This is a genomic window from Enterococcus pallens ATCC BAA-351, assembly GCF_000407485.1.
GTDB lineage: Bacteria > Bacillota > Bacilli > Lactobacillales > Enterococcaceae > Enterococcus_A > Enterococcus_A pallens.
Map to the genome: position 1 here is coordinate 606,731 of NZ_ASWD01000001.1, position 14,891 is coordinate 621,621.

The 14,891-nt window shown below is 42.5% G+C and carries 16 protein-coding genes and 1 pseudogene; 3 read left to right on the forward strand and 14 right to left on the reverse strand.

The features are described from left to right. Position 1 precedes the first annotated feature (1 nt). From I588_RS02930 to I588_RS02940, 3 genes are read right to left on the reverse strand one after another with little or no spacing between them, the layout of a single operon-like run. A complete protein-coding gene (locus tag I588_RS02930; protein WP_010757452.1) occupies positions 2–937 on the reverse strand; it encodes a transketolase family protein in 936 nt (311 codons plus the stop codon). After that, positions 930–1,760: a transketolase gene (locus tag I588_RS02935; protein WP_010757453.1), complete on the reverse strand. Its 831-nt coding sequence runs from the start codon at positions 1,758–1,760 to the stop codon at positions 930–932. The genes I588_RS02930 and I588_RS02935 overlap by 8 nt, the downstream gene beginning before the upstream one ends. Before the next feature lie 3 nt (positions 1,761–1,763). Continuing rightward, a complete protein-coding gene (locus I588_RS02940) occupies positions 1,764–3,170 on the reverse strand; it encodes an L-fucose/L-arabinose isomerase family protein (protein WP_010757454.1) in 1,407 nt (468 codons plus the stop codon). Between the two features lie 253 nt (positions 3,171–3,423). Here I588_RS02940 and I588_RS02945 point away from each other — a divergent pair, with 253 nt between their 5' ends. Next, entirely contained in the window at positions 3,424–4,449 is a 1,026-nt protein-coding gene (locus tag I588_RS02945) for a LacI family DNA-binding transcriptional regulator (RefSeq protein ID WP_010757455.1), read from the forward strand. 79 nt (positions 4,450–4,528) lie between these two features. On the opposite strand, the pseudogene I588_RS26695 reads toward I588_RS02945, so the two are convergent. The 6 genes and pseudogenes from I588_RS26695 to I588_RS02970 all read right to left on the reverse strand — a co-directional run bounded on the left by I588_RS26695 (position 4,529) and on the right by I588_RS02970 (position 7,844). Then, positions 4,529–4,684, reverse strand: a pseudogene (locus tag I588_RS26695) (helix-turn-helix transcriptional regulator). Between the two features lie 301 nt (positions 4,685–4,985). Continuing rightward, complete coding sequence (locus tag I588_RS02950; protein WP_010757456.1) at positions 4,986–5,729, reverse strand: HAD-IIB family hydrolase; 744 nt, start codon at positions 5,727–5,729, stop codon at positions 4,986–4,988. A 14-nt stretch (positions 5,730–5,743) separates the two neighbouring features. After that, positions 5,744–5,914, reverse strand: coding sequence for a hypothetical protein (locus I588_RS26700; protein ID WP_010757457.1), 171 nt, complete (start codon positions 5,912–5,914; stop codon positions 5,744–5,746). A gap of 133 nt (positions 5,915–6,047) precedes the next feature. Continuing rightward, positions 6,048–6,842 (reverse strand): FxLYD domain-containing protein, encoded by a 795-nt coding sequence (locus I588_RS02960; protein WP_010757458.1) that lies wholly within the window; start codon positions 6,840–6,842, stop codon positions 6,048–6,050. Between the two features lie 166 nt (positions 6,843–7,008). Continuing rightward, on the reverse strand, positions 7,009–7,380 hold the full coding sequence (locus I588_RS02965; protein ID WP_010757459.1) for a DUF3021 domain-containing protein: 372 nt from the start codon (positions 7,378–7,380) through the stop codon (positions 7,009–7,011). Between the two features lie 11 nt (positions 7,381–7,391). Further along, positions 7,392–7,844: a LytTR family DNA-binding domain-containing protein gene (locus I588_RS02970; RefSeq protein WP_010757460.1), complete on the reverse strand. Its 453-nt coding sequence runs from the start codon at positions 7,842–7,844 to the stop codon at positions 7,392–7,394. Positions 7,845–8,059: 215 nt separating this feature from the next. On the opposite strand from I588_RS02970, the gene I588_RS02975 reads away from it, so the two are divergent. Both I588_RS02975 and I588_RS02980 read left to right on the forward strand, forming a co-directional pair. Then, positions 8,060–8,317, forward strand: coding sequence for a hypothetical protein (locus I588_RS02975; protein WP_010757461.1), 258 nt, complete (start codon positions 8,060–8,062; stop codon positions 8,315–8,317). Positions 8,318–8,441: 124 nt separating this feature from the next. After that, positions 8,442–9,191, forward strand: coding sequence for an N-acetyltransferase (locus tag I588_RS02980; RefSeq protein ID WP_010757462.1), 750 nt, complete (start codon positions 8,442–8,444; stop codon positions 9,189–9,191). Positions 9,192–9,267: 76 nt separating this feature from the next. Here the strand turns inward: I588_RS02980 and I588_RS02985 are convergent, their stop codons facing one another. The 5 genes from I588_RS02985 to I588_RS03005 form a co-directional block, all read right to left on the reverse strand. Beyond that, positions 9,268–10,281, reverse strand: coding sequence for a tyrosine-type recombinase/integrase (locus tag I588_RS02985; RefSeq protein ID WP_010757463.1), 1,014 nt, complete (start codon positions 10,279–10,281; stop codon positions 9,268–9,270). 257 nt (positions 10,282–10,538) lie between these two features. Then, positions 10,539–10,985 (reverse strand): DUF3788 family protein, encoded by a 447-nt coding sequence (locus I588_RS02990; protein WP_010757464.1) that lies wholly within the window; start codon positions 10,983–10,985, stop codon positions 10,539–10,541. Positions 10,986–11,077: 92 nt separating this feature from the next. Beyond that, a complete protein-coding gene (locus tag I588_RS02995; protein ID WP_010757465.1) occupies positions 11,078–11,767 on the reverse strand; it encodes a response regulator transcription factor in 690 nt (229 codons plus the stop codon). Next, positions 11,760–14,351, reverse strand: coding sequence for a sensor histidine kinase (locus I588_RS03000; protein ID WP_010757466.1), 2,592 nt, complete (start codon positions 14,349–14,351; stop codon positions 11,760–11,762). The genes I588_RS02995 and I588_RS03000 overlap by 8 nt, the downstream gene beginning before the upstream one ends. Positions 14,352–14,371: 20 nt before the next feature. Continuing rightward, positions 14,372–14,890 carry a potassium-transporting ATPase subunit C gene (locus tag I588_RS03005; RefSeq protein ID WP_010757467.1) on the reverse strand — a complete coding sequence of 173 codons (519 nt, stop codon included), beginning with the start codon at positions 14,888–14,890 and terminating at the stop codon, positions 14,372–14,374. Between the last annotated feature and the right edge of the window lies 1 nt (position 14,891).

Sequence of the window (14,891 nt, forward strand, 5' to 3'; positions counted from 1 at the left end):
TCTACTTCACCATCGCAGCAGCCTGTTCAGCTAAGGAAGCTCCGTCCAACCCGTAATGCTTGAAAAGCTCGCCACTAGTCCCAGTGATCAATGCCTCATCGGGAAAACCGACGATCTTATGTTTAATCCCCGTTTCTTCTGATAAGGTTTCAGCTACCGCAGCTCCCAAGCCGCCGTAAATGCTATGCTCCTCAACTGAAAGCACTCGTTTGGTAGCCTGCGCTGCTGCCTTGACTGCTGCCTGATCAAAAGGCTTCAAGGAATGAATGTTCAACACCATGGCCGAAATGCTTTGCTCCTTCAGCAGCTCAGCTGCATCCATGGCCTGACGAACCGTTTCCCCAGTAGCGATCAACGTGATATCCGTTCCTTCTTTCATCGTAACAGCTTTGCCAATTTCAAACCCATAGTCCTCTACGTAACAGTCCTCTACCGGATTTCTCCCTAAACGAATATAAGCTGGCTCGTCTGAAGCTGCTAAAGCCTGAAACATTTTTTTCGTCTCCCTTCGATCTGCCGGAACTAACACCTGCAGATTGGGAATCGCTCGAGTGACCGCAAAATCCTGCAGAGAATGATGACTCATTCCTAAAGCGCCGTAGCTTACACCGCCACTAATGCCTACCAGCTTAACATTTTTATTGGAATAGGCAACATCAACTTTAATTTGTTCGATGCTCCGCATACTTAAAAAGCAGGCCGGTGATGCAGCAAATGGTCGTTTACCCATATGAGCTAGCCCAGCTGAAATGCTGACTAAGTTTTGTTCAGCAATTCCTACTTCAATTAGCTGCTCCGGCAGCTGCTTGGCAAACTCAACCAAAGAGGCTGAGCCGCGGGAGTCGCTGGTCAAAACCACAATATCTGCATTTTGCTTAGCTTCCTCCACTAATACTTCACACATCGCTTGCCGATTGGCTACGGTTTGTTTAGACATGAGTCAATCCCTCCATTTGCTCGCTTAACTGTTCTAAAGCACTGGCCAATTCCTGATCGGTGGGCACTTTATGATGCCAGCCTGCTTGATTTTCAGCAAAAGAAACGCCTTTACCTTTGACGGTATGAGCAATCACCAGCTTCGGTTTGCCTGGCTGATTAGGTGTTTTTAAGGTCGACACGATTTCTTCCATATTGTTGCCATCAATTTCATGAACGTCCCAGCCGAAAGCCTGCCATTTTTCATTTAAAGGCTCTAATCCCATCACCTGTTCAGAAGCGCCTGTGATTTGCAGACTGTTGCGATCGATAATCGCGGTTAAATTATCTAATTGGTAGTGAGCAGCAGCCATCGCACCTTCCCAAACCGATCCTTCCGCTAATTCACCATCTCCCATCAAAGTATAAGTATGGTAGGTTTTCCCATCCAATTTCCCGGCCAAAGCAATCCCGACTGAAACTGGCAGGCCGTGACCTAAGGAGCCAGTGTTCATTTCTACGCCAGCTACCTTATTATTGGGGTGACCAATCAAGCGTGAGCCAAATTGCGAAAAGCTGGCCAGCTCAGTTTGATCAATAAACCCCTGGTCTGCTAATACAGCCCATAAGACTTCTGCCGCATGCCCCTTACTTTGGATATATTGATCCCGATCAACTTGGTCAGGATTAGCTGGGTCAACCGCCATCACGTCGTAATAAAGCGCGACTAACAGGTCGGTACAGGATAAATCTGAGCCAGTATGACCCGTTTTAGCATTATAGACTAACTGCATCACGTCTTTCCGAATGCTTAAGGCTTTTTGTTGCAAGGCTAAAGTTTCCATTAATTACTCTCCTCTAAGATAAGCTTGAACATCTTCTTCAATCGGGTCATAAAAATCAGGCTGAACCCCAATGTATTTACACGCTTCATATAAAATCGGTACAACATTCTTGCGAACCGCCGCCACATGATGAATGTAAGGACCATAAACCAGCTTAAATTCTAGCCTGTTCAGGTTTTCAAATTCCAAGTACAGATAAGTTCCCTGGTTGTAAGGGCCATCGATGCCTTGACCGGTTCCCATCAGCAAGGAATACTCCCCGTTATCGCCATCAAAGCGGCACAAAGTATATTCATCCTTAATCGCCCGAAACGCAACCGAACCAGGGTAGTCGAAGACAAAATGCCTTGGCGGTAAAATGGGTTTGGTTTCTGCGGTGGAATAAGCGAATACCCCTAGATGCTGCAGCAGCTCACCGTTCTCATTTTCCGGATGGCGGCAATTTACATCAGCAAAGATTGCCCGATGCTCCCCTAAAGAAGCAGCCTCCACTAACAATTCTGAAATTGCCCCATGTACATCAGTTTCACAAACAAAGGGGATGCCCTCTTCTTGTAAAAGTGATAAAGAGGCGTAAGGTAAAATACCGATCTCGTCCTGCAGCGCCGTCCAGCATTGAATGACACCTGAATTACAGCCGTAACGCTCACATAAATTTTGCAGCGCTACCTTCAAAGCAGCCACCATTTCTAATTCTTCTTCAGTGATTTGCACCTCCGTATGCTGCTTGAAATAATCAATCGTGGTTTGCACCTTGTCGTATTCTTCTGTCTTACTGCGATTGATTTCCTGAACAACTTCTTGAATCGGCACTGGTGAAAGTGAAATATTGTACCGTTCCAATAACTCTCCTTCGTTGCAGATCACCGTCCAAAAGTCAAACGGTCGCGGCCCCACCTGTAAAATGCGTGTTGCCTTGAAGGTTTTTACCACATTACACACTTTGATGAAGTCCTGCAGTCCTCGCTCAAATTCCGGTGTATCAATGTCACAATTTTTCATATAGGTAAAAGGAACCTTAAAGCGCCGCAGCACTTTCCCAATTGCGAACAAGCCGCATTGAGTATCTCGCAAACGAGAACCATCTGCTGCCGGTGTTTCGTCCTTTGGTCCCCACAGCAAAACTGGAACCTCCAATTTCTTAGCTAAACGAGCGCAGGCGTATTCGGTTCCAAAATTGACATTGGCTAAAAATAATCCGTCAACCTCCGCTGCTTTAAATTTTGCAGCAATTTTTTCAACCCCCGCATCATCATATAAGAGACCATCGTCATTAATATCTAAAATATCCACATATTCAACCGATAGCTCCTTCATTTTTTCACGCGTTAAATTTGCATAGTCAATTGCGGCATCTGCACTAAACAAGTTTCTGCGAGTTGGTGCAAAGCCAATTTTTACTTGATCCATTCAAGCTCCTCCATTTCTTAAACGCTTTCTTTCCAGTAGGTTATCACCTGCTCTCAACCACAACAAGACAAAACAAGTAAAAAAAACTGACTTTATTTCTTAGTTTAGTAAACTAAGAATCAGGAAGGCGTTTTCTTGCAAAAAGGGTTTACAAAATACTGGATATGGGGTAAAAATAATAAGATAACCCTAATCAACAACTAAACTAAATCCGCTTTGTTTAGTTGAGTTCATTTATATAGGAGAAAAGAAAATGAAATTAGAAGATGTGGCTCGTTTAGCAAATGTTTCAAAATCTGCCGCTTCCTTAGCCTTAAACGGTAAACCCGGCGTCAGTGAAGAAACGAGAGAATTCATTTTAAAAATTGCTCAACAATATAATTACGTGCCGATGCGCAAACACACGAAGGTAGAAGAAGAAAAACTGTCCATTCGTTTAGTGGCTTGTACCAACAATGATGTCATCACTGAGGAATACGATCAGCTGCCCTTTTTTAAAGAGCTGCTATCCTACATTGCTACCGAGGCCAGCCGCAATCACCATGTGCTGACTACCAATAATTTAGCAAAGCATCATTTGTTGGAGGAACTAACTGAGCTGGAGTCCCATGAACCTAGCGATGGAATCATTTTGCTGGGAACCAATTTAACGGCTGCTCATATTGCCCCGGTCAATCAGCGTTTCGAAAACTTAGTGATCTTGGATACTCAATGCAATAATCTAAACTGCAACACAATTACTATGAATAACTATCAAGGTGTATATGCTGCCGCTAGACATCTAGTCGAAATGGGCCACGAGCGAATCGGCTACATTAAGGGACTTCCTCGGATTAACAACTTTTACGATCGGCGGCGCGGCTTCAAGGATGCTCTAAAATTTTACGACATTAATCCAGAAACGCTGCCTAAATTTTATCTGCCAGCCATGAACCTGCAGCTGATTGATAAAAATCTGGAAAAATTCGAAGCCTTCATTGATGGACTGACGGCCGTTTTCTGTGAAGACGACTACATCGCAATCAGTGTGCTGAAAACGCTGAACTCCCTAGGATACTCAGTGCCCGAGGATCTTTCAATTGTCGGCTTTGACGATATCCCTGAATGTCGGGTGACCACACCTGAGCTGACAACCATTCACGTACCCATCAAAGAGATTGCCATGGAAGCCATCATGATGATCGAAAACGGCTTGACTGCTTCAAAGGTCAAGAAACAAATTCTGTTAAATACTCAACTCATTCAACGCAACTCCGTCAAAAAACTTTCTCGAGTATAAAAAACAGGTGTCGCATTCTGTTGTCAAATCAGAGTACGACACCTGCTAGTTATTCTACTAATTTCACGTTACCAACGGCTTATTCCCAAGCAAGTCTAAAGGCTGAAATAATGGATGGATTGTAGCGACTGTTTTCCAGGGAGCTTAGCGTTTGACGAGATACCTCTACCGTGTTGACCAAATTCTCTTGCGTTACTCCGCGTTCTTTTCACAACCTCTCAAGATTGTTCTTCATTTCTCTCACCGCCAACGTAAAGTAGACTTTCTCTCTTCTTCATTCTACATCTATTACTGAATAACCTAAAGCGTATTTACGTTATATTTTTAAATATATTACGTAACAAAAATAACATTAGTTATATTAACTTTTATATAAAACACTTATTGAAATAATTATATATTAAGGATATAATTATTTTAGTCGCATGTATGATTCCTTTCTAATTTGACGGCATATAATGACCTTTCCTAGAAACACTCTAATTACTCAAAGAAAAAGCATCGGACCCTCCGATGCTTTTTCGTATATGCTGATGCTATTTTTCTTCCCCGAATAATCCTAATTCCACACAGGCCTTCCAAATTCCATCATTTTTTACTGTGTCGGTTACCAGACGGGCTTTGGTTTTTAACTCTTCATTGCCGTTTCCCATCGCAATAGGAAAGCCCACCTTCTCGAACATGGCAAAATCATTTTCCTCATCGCCAAATGCTAAGGCCTGATGAGAGTCAAGCCCCATTTTTTGCAGAATTTCCTCAATCCCGCTGGCCTTTGAAATATGCTTGTAGTGAATATTTAAGGCTGTAGGTGCGACCTTTTCAGCAATGACCTTCTCTATATTTAACGGTGGCAGAGCTTCCTTGGGACAATGACATAAAAATTGCAGAATAGTTTCTGGCAACGGCTTGTCCTCATCATAGATCAAAATCTCATTGGGCGTTTCCAACAGAAAATCAGTCTGGTTCTCTTGAAATTGCTGGATCATTTCCTTTACTAAATCAGTAGGCAAATAATGACTGGCTACCACCTTCCCCTGAAAAGTAACATAGGTGCCGTTGGAGGAAATCACACTATCCACTCCCAGCAGCTCTGCAAAATCAGCAATTTTTTCATAGTTGCGGCCCGAAGCAATAACCGGCTCAATCCCCACCTCCTTCAGTTTGCTCAGTGCCTGTCTAGCTGACTCAGGAATCCGATCATAGATTCCCAATTCTCTTGGCAGTTCATTATCAGCCAATGTTCCATCCACATCAAAAAATGCTACCTTGTAATCTGACAAACAATCTCCTCCTCTCACAAACGCTTCTTCTTCCGACCATCCTTTAGCTTAATCACTACCCGAAACTGTCGTTCTGGATGACTTTCCATGTTCGCGTATTGAATCCGTGCTTCAAAAATGTCCCCATAGCCAAAATAAAGCATCTGGCTTAGCCGATCATTCTTTCCACTGGGAACATAACCCAACTCATGGTAACGCCTCCTGTCCTTATCTTCTATTTTACCAATAGATTTAGCGAGTTGCTATGGCATTCATGGGATACTGTCACCTAAAAAAACTACCCTAAAATTTTTTAAGGGTAGTCGTTTAGTCTTTGCTTTAATCCTCAGTCTGATAGTGAGAAACGTCCACATCCATATTCTGGAATTCTTTATCTGTCATAAACTCAAACTTGTATTTTTGCCCAGCACGCCAGTTGTTAGCATTCAAGTACGAGGTATCCACAACGACCCCTTCCCCGTCCAAAAGATTTACAGTAGCCATTAAGTTATTGATGCTTAAACCGGTAGTATTCTCAATCGTCGCTGTATAAGTACGATAGGTTATGCCGTCATCACTACCTTCATCTGTAAAACTTGCATTTTGAAGCAAGGCTTGAATCTCTTCTTCAACTTTTTCCTTTTGAGCAACTTCAGTTCCATGAGCGGTTAGTTCTTTTAATGTCGCTTGATACTTTTCTGAAATGGGAATGGTGTAGTTCTCTGATAAATCTACCAGCATTTTTGTACGGGTGGCATAATGCTTATCCCATTTCTGATAAAAAGAATCCGAACCATAAGTATCTAATACTTCCAGTCCATTTTTCAGTTCATTAATGTAGGCAATTGCTTTCTCTTGAAGCTTTGTATCTTTAAATTGTCCACTTGTATAACGATCCAGGATCGTCAATTCATGATTTGTCGCTTTTTGCAGCCCTTCTTTTTCCCCATCATCGTCGATATCCTCAGCATAACTCCAGCGTTCCTCAAGTCCTTTACCAAGAGAATCTAAAAATTCCTGATCAACATAAACCGGCCCAGTCGATTCTGTTGTTTTCCCATCATCATTACCTCCGCAGGCTGACAGGAAAGTTGTACAAAGCAAACAGGTTACCACTAACACAATTTTTTTCATTTTTACTCCCCAATCCTTTCAACTATTTCCTTGCTATCCCTTTCAGATCTATTGTAAACGATCTTAAAAAAGAGGATCTTACTCTTCAATTATATCAAACCTTATATAAAAAAACTGGAAAACTTGTAATAAAAAAGACCTTGGAAGCATCCAAAGTCCTTTCACACTAATTCAAGTTCTTATTCATTTTCTCAATTTTCTTTTTTTCAGAAAAATAATAACCTGTCCAAATCATAAAGAAAATGATTAGAAATACTAAACTGCCGGAAATGATCGGGCCTAGCTTAAAAGGAAATAGATTTACTAGGTAAGCTGTGCCAAAAAACAGGACATAGCTGCCAAATAAATGGATCGCTGCTGCCGGCAGCAATGGAAGATTGCTATCATAGACACGTGATAAGGCCCCAATCAAGGTGGTCATCACTAAACAGCCGATCATCATCATCCGCACTTCGTCTTCTACAAAAAACAATCCTGAAATCATCAAAATCAAACTACCTACCATCAAGCCAATTATTGCAGATTTAACTATTTTCATCTTACTTCCTCCTAAAGATTTAATTTTGTTTTGATTTGCTTAAAATAGCGTCGCGAAATCACAACCCGACACTCATTTTGCAAAAAGCCATAATAGTTGCCGGAAAAGGCTACCTCTAAGCGCTGCAGCTTCGCCAGATTAATAATCGTTGATTTGGCAACTCGAATAAATTTTTTCCCATCCAACAGTTCCTCTAAGCTGGCTAACGGCTGTCGTATCACCAGTGATTCTTCGCTAGTATGGATATTGACTTCTTTACCAAACACTTCAATATAAATAATTTCATCCTGTTGAAGCAATTGATAACCATTGACCGTTTTTAAGGACAGCACAGCTGGTTTTAACGAAAACTCATTCACATACTCCACCATTTTTTTACCAAAATCATCATTGTAGGTCCTGACTTCTACTTCAGATTCTGGATAGTCTTCCGACACCAACAAGTTCACACGAAATAATTTCATTTCCTCACCTCTCTACATTGCTAGTTTACCAAAAAAACCGAAGCAAAAATGCTTTTTAGTATAAGCGGTTATTTTTCGGCCCAAGCGGTAAATCAAGTCTTTTTTCCGAGGAAAAAATAGGACTAAAGTTTGACGTCTTCGCTCCTGATCTCTTTTATGATAGAGAGGTAGAAGCAGATCGGATAAATAAGTGACTCACAGAGGAGGTTTTTTTAATGAAAAGAACGATGTTGGACAAAACGATCGTCGTTTTGGTTGTGGCCGTTTTAGGTTTAGTGGTGGTCAATCGTTACGTTTTCCAGCCTATTTGGAAGGCTGAGGCCAAAAGTGAACTGGTGACCTTGAAGCAAGAACTGAAGGAAGAGCAGCAAGACATGAAATCAGAATTACTGGATACAAGCAAATTAGTTAAGGAAGAAGCCAAGGATGCCGCTGCCGCTAGCAAGATTCGACTACAAGAAGTACTTGAATAGAAAAACTTTCTAACTGGAACGAAGCCTCATAGAATATGGGAGTTTTCGTTCCTTTTTTTACTTTCTGGAATAGCTAACAACCAGCTGTGGTAAAATAAAAGAAAAAACGGAGGGTGATGAGAGGATGGACTATGTCAATTTAACCCGGGAGAATATTGCTAAGGAACACCTTTGCTGTGCCATTGCCGGCATGAAGCATCAAGCTGGCGTCGAAGCTAAAAAAGCCTGGCTGGATGATCGAATACAAGAGGGGCATGTTTTTCGTAAGCTTGATCAGAACGGCAAAGTTTTTATCGAATACGCTCCTTTAGAAACGGCCTGGGTGCCGGTAAGTGGCAAAAACTATTTGTATATTTATTGTCTATGGGTTTCAGGAAAGTTTAAAGGACAGGGCCACGGGAAGGCGTTGCTGGAATATTGCATAAATGATGCAAAAGCGCAGAACAAGTCGGGGGTTTGTGTGATTAGTTCTAAAAAGAAGAGCCCGTTTCTGAGCGATAAGAAGTTCATGACTTTTCATGGATTTGAGGTGGTAGATACATTGGCAGGCGACTATGAACTGTTGGCTCTCTCCTTCGATGGTACAAAGCCTCAGTTTGCAGAAAATGCTCGTAATCAGAGGGTGGAGAATCAGGAGCTGACTATTTTTTACGGACTGCAATGTCCCTTCATCCCCAACGGCTTAAAAGAAGTGACCCATTATTGCGAGGTAAATAATATTCCCCTCAACACAGTGGCGGTTGACAGCTTAGAAAAGGCCAAAAATCTACCTGGTATGTTCAACAACTGGGCAATTTATTATAAAGGTGAGTTTCAAACGATTCACATGATGAATGAAGGCCAATTGAAAAAATTTTTAGCTAAATTTTCTTAACTACCAGCAATCCCTCTTAGATAAAATCCTAAGGGGGATTGTTAGAAAGCGTTCTCTTTAAAGTGTACTAAAATGGCTAAGCTCTAATCGGCTGAGCCGCTGCTGGAAGAGCTGTCTTCTGCCCAACAAAACTGTCGAGGCGGCTATCTTCACTGCTCTGGATTTCTGGCTCTCCAATTAGCGCACTTACGGCTGCCAAGTCGCCTGTATTTTCTAAAAAGTGTTTAACAAAGGTATATCTTAATCGACGAAAATGAATCGAAGTCAAGCTTTCCGATTCCCCACTGCCACAAAAATATTCGGTAATCCCCTGAGCCTGACAGGGCTGACTTACCTGTGAGAACACATAACGGCTCTTATTTTCGGACTCCTTAAGCTGCAATAAAAGCTGAACAACTCGATTAGACATAGGAATCACTCGTTGAAGTCCCCTTGTTTCTCCATTTGCGGGTAAGGCCGCCTCAACCGCAAGAAGCTTTTGTTCCAAATCAACATTTTCCCATTTTAAAGCAGTAATCTCTTCTGCTCGCAGCCCCGTATGCAAGGCAATGACAGCAGCTTGATCGAGATAACTTCGCTTTCTTTCGCTAAATTGCTCCAAGGTTGCTTGCTCTGAAGTTGACAGTGCCTCAATTCTTGTTCTGGTCATTTTTCGGACCACTTTTTCACAAGGATTCTCTAGCAGAAGGTCAGCTGCAACAGCATACTCCAGCGTCTTACTAAGCAAACCAGTCAAATACTCAATTGTATAGTAATCTACGCCTCTTTGTTGCCAATCCATGATCAGGTTGACTAATCGAAAACGCTCTAACTTATGCAAAGGTACCTTGCCGATTGCGGGATACAGGTACTTTTCTAACTTATATTGATAGCTCCGAGACAATAGAGAATCTGAGCTAAACTGTTCAGATAGTATCTGCTTGCACCAAGCTTCATAGGTTAGCCCAGCATTGACAGTTACTTCAAACGCAGTCCCCTCATCCTCTATCAACCAATCTGCGTTCTGCCGACTCAATTGACCTGATTGAGGGGACGAATGATTTCCTCGTCTCAGATCTTTCCTTAAATAAACGCCTTCATTTCCTACCATTAATGACTTCCCCCTTTTTATTATGACACTCTAATACAATTTCCCCGTAAACAGCTCTACTTTCTAAAAAAATATACAAATTCTGATAAAAAACTAGAACTATATATATTATAATGTTTTTTTAGTTTTTTTGAAGTTTAATTTTGAGTTTTTGCTCAAAGAAATTAGTTTAAAGCACAGATAGATCATTCTCTATACCTCTTTTTGACAAAAAAATACTTAAATCTATTTGTTTACCATAATAAAAAAGCTGAAAATCAGCTTTTTTTAGGGGATACTTTGATAGCAAGCAGAGCAATAATATCGTTTAGGTCTTCATCGGTCTTTATTTTTGGATGCAGCCAGCCGCCTTGTTTGCCGCAAGGGTAACGATTTCGCCATAACGCTTGAATGTGAGGCTGCAGCTGGTCAAGCATGGCTTCAACTTTGGGCGCTCCTTTATCATTAATGGACAAGGTACAGGCAATTCCCCCTTCTTCAAAAAACACATAACACAGCAGCGACTTTTTGTGGGCGTAGCGGTAACCCCAGCCATCCTGTCTACCAAAAGGAAATCGTAATTCTCGTTTCAAATCATAATGCTGGTCTAAACTGACTTCGAATTTTTCCAGCCGCTGAACTCCCGCAGGTCCAATAAATTCTTGAATTTGCTGCTCAGTTGGTTTGCACATTTTGTCCGTTAATCGGTTCGCTTCCTCCATCATGTCTCGCTCCTTGCCTTAAATAAACCGTTTTCTTCTATTATATAAGAAATAGAGCTGGCAATCAGTGAAAATTGCCAGCTCCTTTTTATAATTTATTCTTCACGGTAATCCCTTAGTCGATATCCGACTCCAATCTCAGTAATTAGATATTCTGGCTCCAGAGTATTGGTCTCAATTTTTTTCCGCAGATTAGACATATTTACTCGCAAGGTTTGTGCATCTCCGGCATAAGGCCCCCATACCGTTGTCATTAAGGTATCATAGGTGACCACCTTGCCCAGATTTTGAAAAAGGACACTTAAAATGCGGAACTCATTTTTAGTCAAATGAATTTCCTGACCTGCTCGATAAAAAAGCTGACGATCAAGATCGATTTTCAGCTCCTTATTTTCAATTACCTGCGAATCCACCAACGGTCGGCTGTTGTGACGCAAAGCGGTTCGGATACGCGCCAATAGTTCATTGGTGCCAAACGGTTTCGTCACATAATCATCCGCCCCTAAGTCCAAGGCTTTCACCTTATCAATTTCGCTATTGCGGGCTGAAATAATGATGATCGGCAGCTCCATCCGCTTGCGGATAATTTTCAGCAGCTCGACACCATCAATGTCTGGCAATCCTAAATCCAGCAGCAACAGGTCAAAGGTTTCCTCCTGCAGCAGCATCAAGGCTTCCATCCCATTCGTTGCTATCACCAGCTGATAACGTTCCTTTTCCAGCACAACCTCCATAAAATCGGTAATGTTGGGATCATCTTCAATTAGCAGCAGCTTTCTAGCCATGGTTTTCCCTCCTCAATGCTAGACGAAAAATCGTTCGTCCGGGTTTTGTTTCAATTTCCAATTGTCCTCCGTGAGCATGAACAATGGTTTTTACAATACTCAGTCCAATCCCTAAGCCATTTTTTGAATCCACTGGAACTTCCTGATCACTAATCAAATTATTTTGGATACGTTGGAATTGGGCCAACGGGATTTCTCCCGCATTTTCGATTTCAAAAATTGTCCGCTGCTCATTCTGATAAGCAGTCAGTTGGACAGGCAGCTTGCCATCTCCATGACGCAGGGCATTCTCAATCAGATTAAACAGCGCCTGCTCCATCAAAATCGGGTCAACCTTCAGCAAGATAAAGTCTTCCGGCAGCGTAACCTGAATCGCGCGCTGCGGATAAACCTTCTTGATATGCTTATAGACCGCTTCAACAATTTCCTCCAACGACTCCTCGGTTTTATCCACCTTCATCGTATCCATATTAATGCGTGTAATCGACAATAAATTTTCTACCATTCGAATCAGCCACTGGGACTCTTCTTGAATATCCGCCAGCAGCTTCTCCCGTGTGGCCGGCTTAATCTCAGGATTTTTCTCCATCGTTTCAGCCAAACCAGAAATCGCCGTTAAGGGTGTCCGTAAATCATGGGAAACGGCTCGTAATAGATTGCTGCGGACCTTTTCCCGCTCATTTTCAATTTCAATCTTCTCTTTTTCACTCTTCAAATTGGCTTGCTCTAGAACGACGGCAATTTGAGTTAAAACCAGTCGCAAATAATTCAACTGACTATTTTCCAGCACCTGACTGCGATTACGTTGAATCCCCAATACACCTAAGCTTTGTCCACCAGAAAGAATCGGCAAATAGAATCCCTTTGAGCCTACCAAGGTATCGGTTCCATTGCCTGCCTCCTTTTGGTTTTTTGCAGACCAAAACGCAACAGCGGCTTCTTCTGCTCCGCTTAATTTTGACGTTTTGTTTTCCGGTACACTGACACTTTTCTTCTCACCTGCCGGATCATAAAAAATGACCTCTCGATTTAACAAACGTGATAAATAAGTCGTTGTGATTTCAAAGATTTGCTGGGAATTTTCTGCCAACACGTACTGCTTATTTAACTCATACAAAATTTCCATCTGATGCTCTTTTTCCTTGGAGCGCACGGCTTGGGCTTTTAACCGAACCATCAAATTACTAATCATCAAGGCCACAATCAGCATAATCACCAAGGTAATCGGATAGCCCTGTTTGTACACGGTCAAGGAGTACAGCGGCTCCACGAAAAACCAGTTAAAGGAAAGTACACTTAAAATAGAAGAAAGAGCACTCCAAAAGTATCCCGAAGTTAACCGAGCAACTAGTAAAATGAAGAAAATATAAATCAGCATCAAGTTTTGATCACCAACATGCAAATACTGCATCAGTTCCGTGACCAACGTCGCTGCAACAACTCCCGACAAAGCAATCCCAAAATCCTTAGCACCGCCTTCAATTACCTTCTTAGGATAGGCAAAAATTGAGGGCTGAGCTTCCTTGTAGGGAATCAAGTGAACCTCAGTAGCACTTAATCGGCGCAGCAGCCGATCTTCAAATTCTTCAGAAAAAAGCGCGTGATACCAGCGGCGGCTTAAGTTTTTTCCCATTATGATATCCGTCACGCCAATCATCTTGGCATACTCAACAATGGTTTCGAAGCTGTCATCCTCCTCAATACTAATCACCTGGGCCCCCAGCTTTTCTGCCAAGGGAACCCCCGTTGATTTAGTATCTAGAGAACGGATTTGAATGACCACCCATTCAGCTCCCAAGCCCTGAGCCAAACGCGAGGACCACCGAATACATTTTTCCGCCATTTTTGGCAGCGTGTCATGAATAATCGTTAAAAGCTTGACCTGTACACCAGTGTTTTTACCACCGACACGATTGATATGGTCAGAAGCCCGTTGAATCGCCAAGCCCCTCAGCTGCTCCAGCTTTTGGGGGATGAAGAAATTTTGCAGGGCACGTTTGGCGTTTTCGTTGGAATAAATTTTTCCCTGCTCCAGCCGTTCGATCAGCTCATCTGGCTCCACATCAATCACCTTCAGCAATGCCTGCTGGAAGAAGGTATCCGGAACCGTTTCTTTCACCTCGATTCCGGTGACCTCCTCCACAATATCATTCAGGCTTTCGATATGCTGAACATTCACTGTAGTCATCACACTGATACCAGCATTCAGCAGCTCATCAACATCCTGATATCGTTTGCGATTTCGTGAACCGGCGGCGTTACTGTGAGCCAGCTCATCAATAATCACCACATCCGGCTGACGTTCAATGATCCGGTCAATGTCTGGCTCATATAAAGTCAGTTGTTTGTAGGTTACTGCCTTTAACGGCATCTGCGGCAAGCCTTCTAACAGCTGATTCGTTTCTGGCCGGTCATGCGGCTCCACATAGCCTACTACCACATCTTTGCCCAGTGCTAAAAGCTCATGAGCTTCAGCCAGCATCGCGTAGGTTTTACCAACACCGGCCGCAAAACCGAAGAAGACCCGCAGCTTCCCACGTTGGGTAAAAGGCTGCTGTATTTCTGAACTATTCGTGACCGCCATTTAATCCGGCGCTCCTTTCTCTACTGATCGTCCAAAGCCATATTCAAAGTAAGAACATTGACGAATTTCCGATCAGAAAACCAATCCTTTTGGCTGTTTTTCTCGATTATATCATGAATTGCCGCTTCACTTACTTTTCGCTCACTGGCTATGCGAGAAATTTGAAATTCCGCTGCCTCGATACTAATGTGAGGATCCATCCCGCTGCCGGAAGCCGTCACTAAATCATTGGGAACATCGACAGCTGAATTGGCTTTCTGTGCTTCCTTTGTCCGAGCCGCCACCAGCTCTTTTTGCTCTTCAGAAACTGGCGAAAGCTGGCTGACTTCTGTGCTTCGACCAGTAAAGTAACCCGCCCCTTCAAATGGCTGGGCGATTAATTCCGAACCGACAATTTCTCCATCCTTTTCAACGATACTTCCATTAGCCTGATTAGGAAAGAGCAATTGGCCTACTCCCGTAACCAATAAAGTATACAGGCCGCCAAAAATCAGCAAACTAAATAATAAAAAGCGTAGACTTGCTCCAAGTTTTTTCATC

Excerpts from the sequence above, each read along its gene's own strand:
- I588_RS02995 (WP_010757465.1), bottom strand. The coding sequence starts at position 11,767 with ATGGCTAGAAAGCTGCTGCTAATTGAAGATGATCCCAACATTACCGAT.
- I588_RS02965 (WP_010757459.1), bottom strand. The coding sequence starts at position 7,380 with ATGAAAATAGTTAAATCTGCAATAATTGGCTTGATGGTAGGTAGTTTG.
- I588_RS03005 (WP_010757467.1), bottom strand. The coding sequence starts at position 14,890 with ATGAAAAAACTTGGAGCAAGTCTACGCTTTTTATTATTTAGTTTGCTG.
- I588_RS02980 (WP_010757462.1), top strand. The coding sequence starts at position 8,442 with ATGGACTATGTCAATTTAACCCGGGAGAATATTGCTAAGGAACACCTT.
- I588_RS02970 (WP_010757460.1), bottom strand. The coding sequence starts at position 7,844 with ATGAAATTATTTCGTGTGAACTTGTTGGTGTCGGAAGACTATCCAGAA.
- I588_RS02945 (WP_010757455.1), top strand. The coding sequence starts at position 3,424 with ATGAAATTAGAAGATGTGGCTCGTTTAGCAAATGTTTCAAAATCTGCC.
- I588_RS02940 (WP_010757454.1), bottom strand. The coding sequence starts at position 3,170 with ATGGATCAAGTAAAAATTGGCTTTGCACCAACTCGCAGAAACTTGTTT.
- I588_RS02935 (WP_010757453.1), bottom strand. The coding sequence starts at position 1,760 with ATGGAAACTTTAGCCTTGCAACAAAAAGCCTTAAGCATTCGGAAAGAC.
- I588_RS02985 (WP_010757463.1), bottom strand. The coding sequence starts at position 10,281 with ATGGTAGGAAATGAAGGCGTTTATTTAAGGAAAGATCTGAGACGAGGA.
- I588_RS03000 (WP_010757466.1), bottom strand. The coding sequence starts at position 14,351 with ATGGCGGTCACGAATAGTTCAGAAATACAGCAGCCTTTTACCCAACGT.
- I588_RS02930 (WP_010757452.1), bottom strand. The coding sequence starts at position 937 with ATGTCTAAACAAACCGTAGCCAATCGGCAAGCGATGTGTGAAGTATTA.
- I588_RS02990 (WP_010757464.1), bottom strand. The coding sequence starts at position 10,985 with ATGATGGAGGAAGCGAACCGATTAACGGACAAAATGTGCAAACCAACT.
- I588_RS02960 (WP_010757458.1), bottom strand. The coding sequence starts at position 6,842 with ATGAAAAAAATTGTGTTAGTGGTAACCTGTTTGCTTTGTACAACTTTC.
- I588_RS02975 (WP_010757461.1), top strand. The coding sequence starts at position 8,060 with ATGAAAAGAACGATGTTGGACAAAACGATCGTCGTTTTGGTTGTGGCC.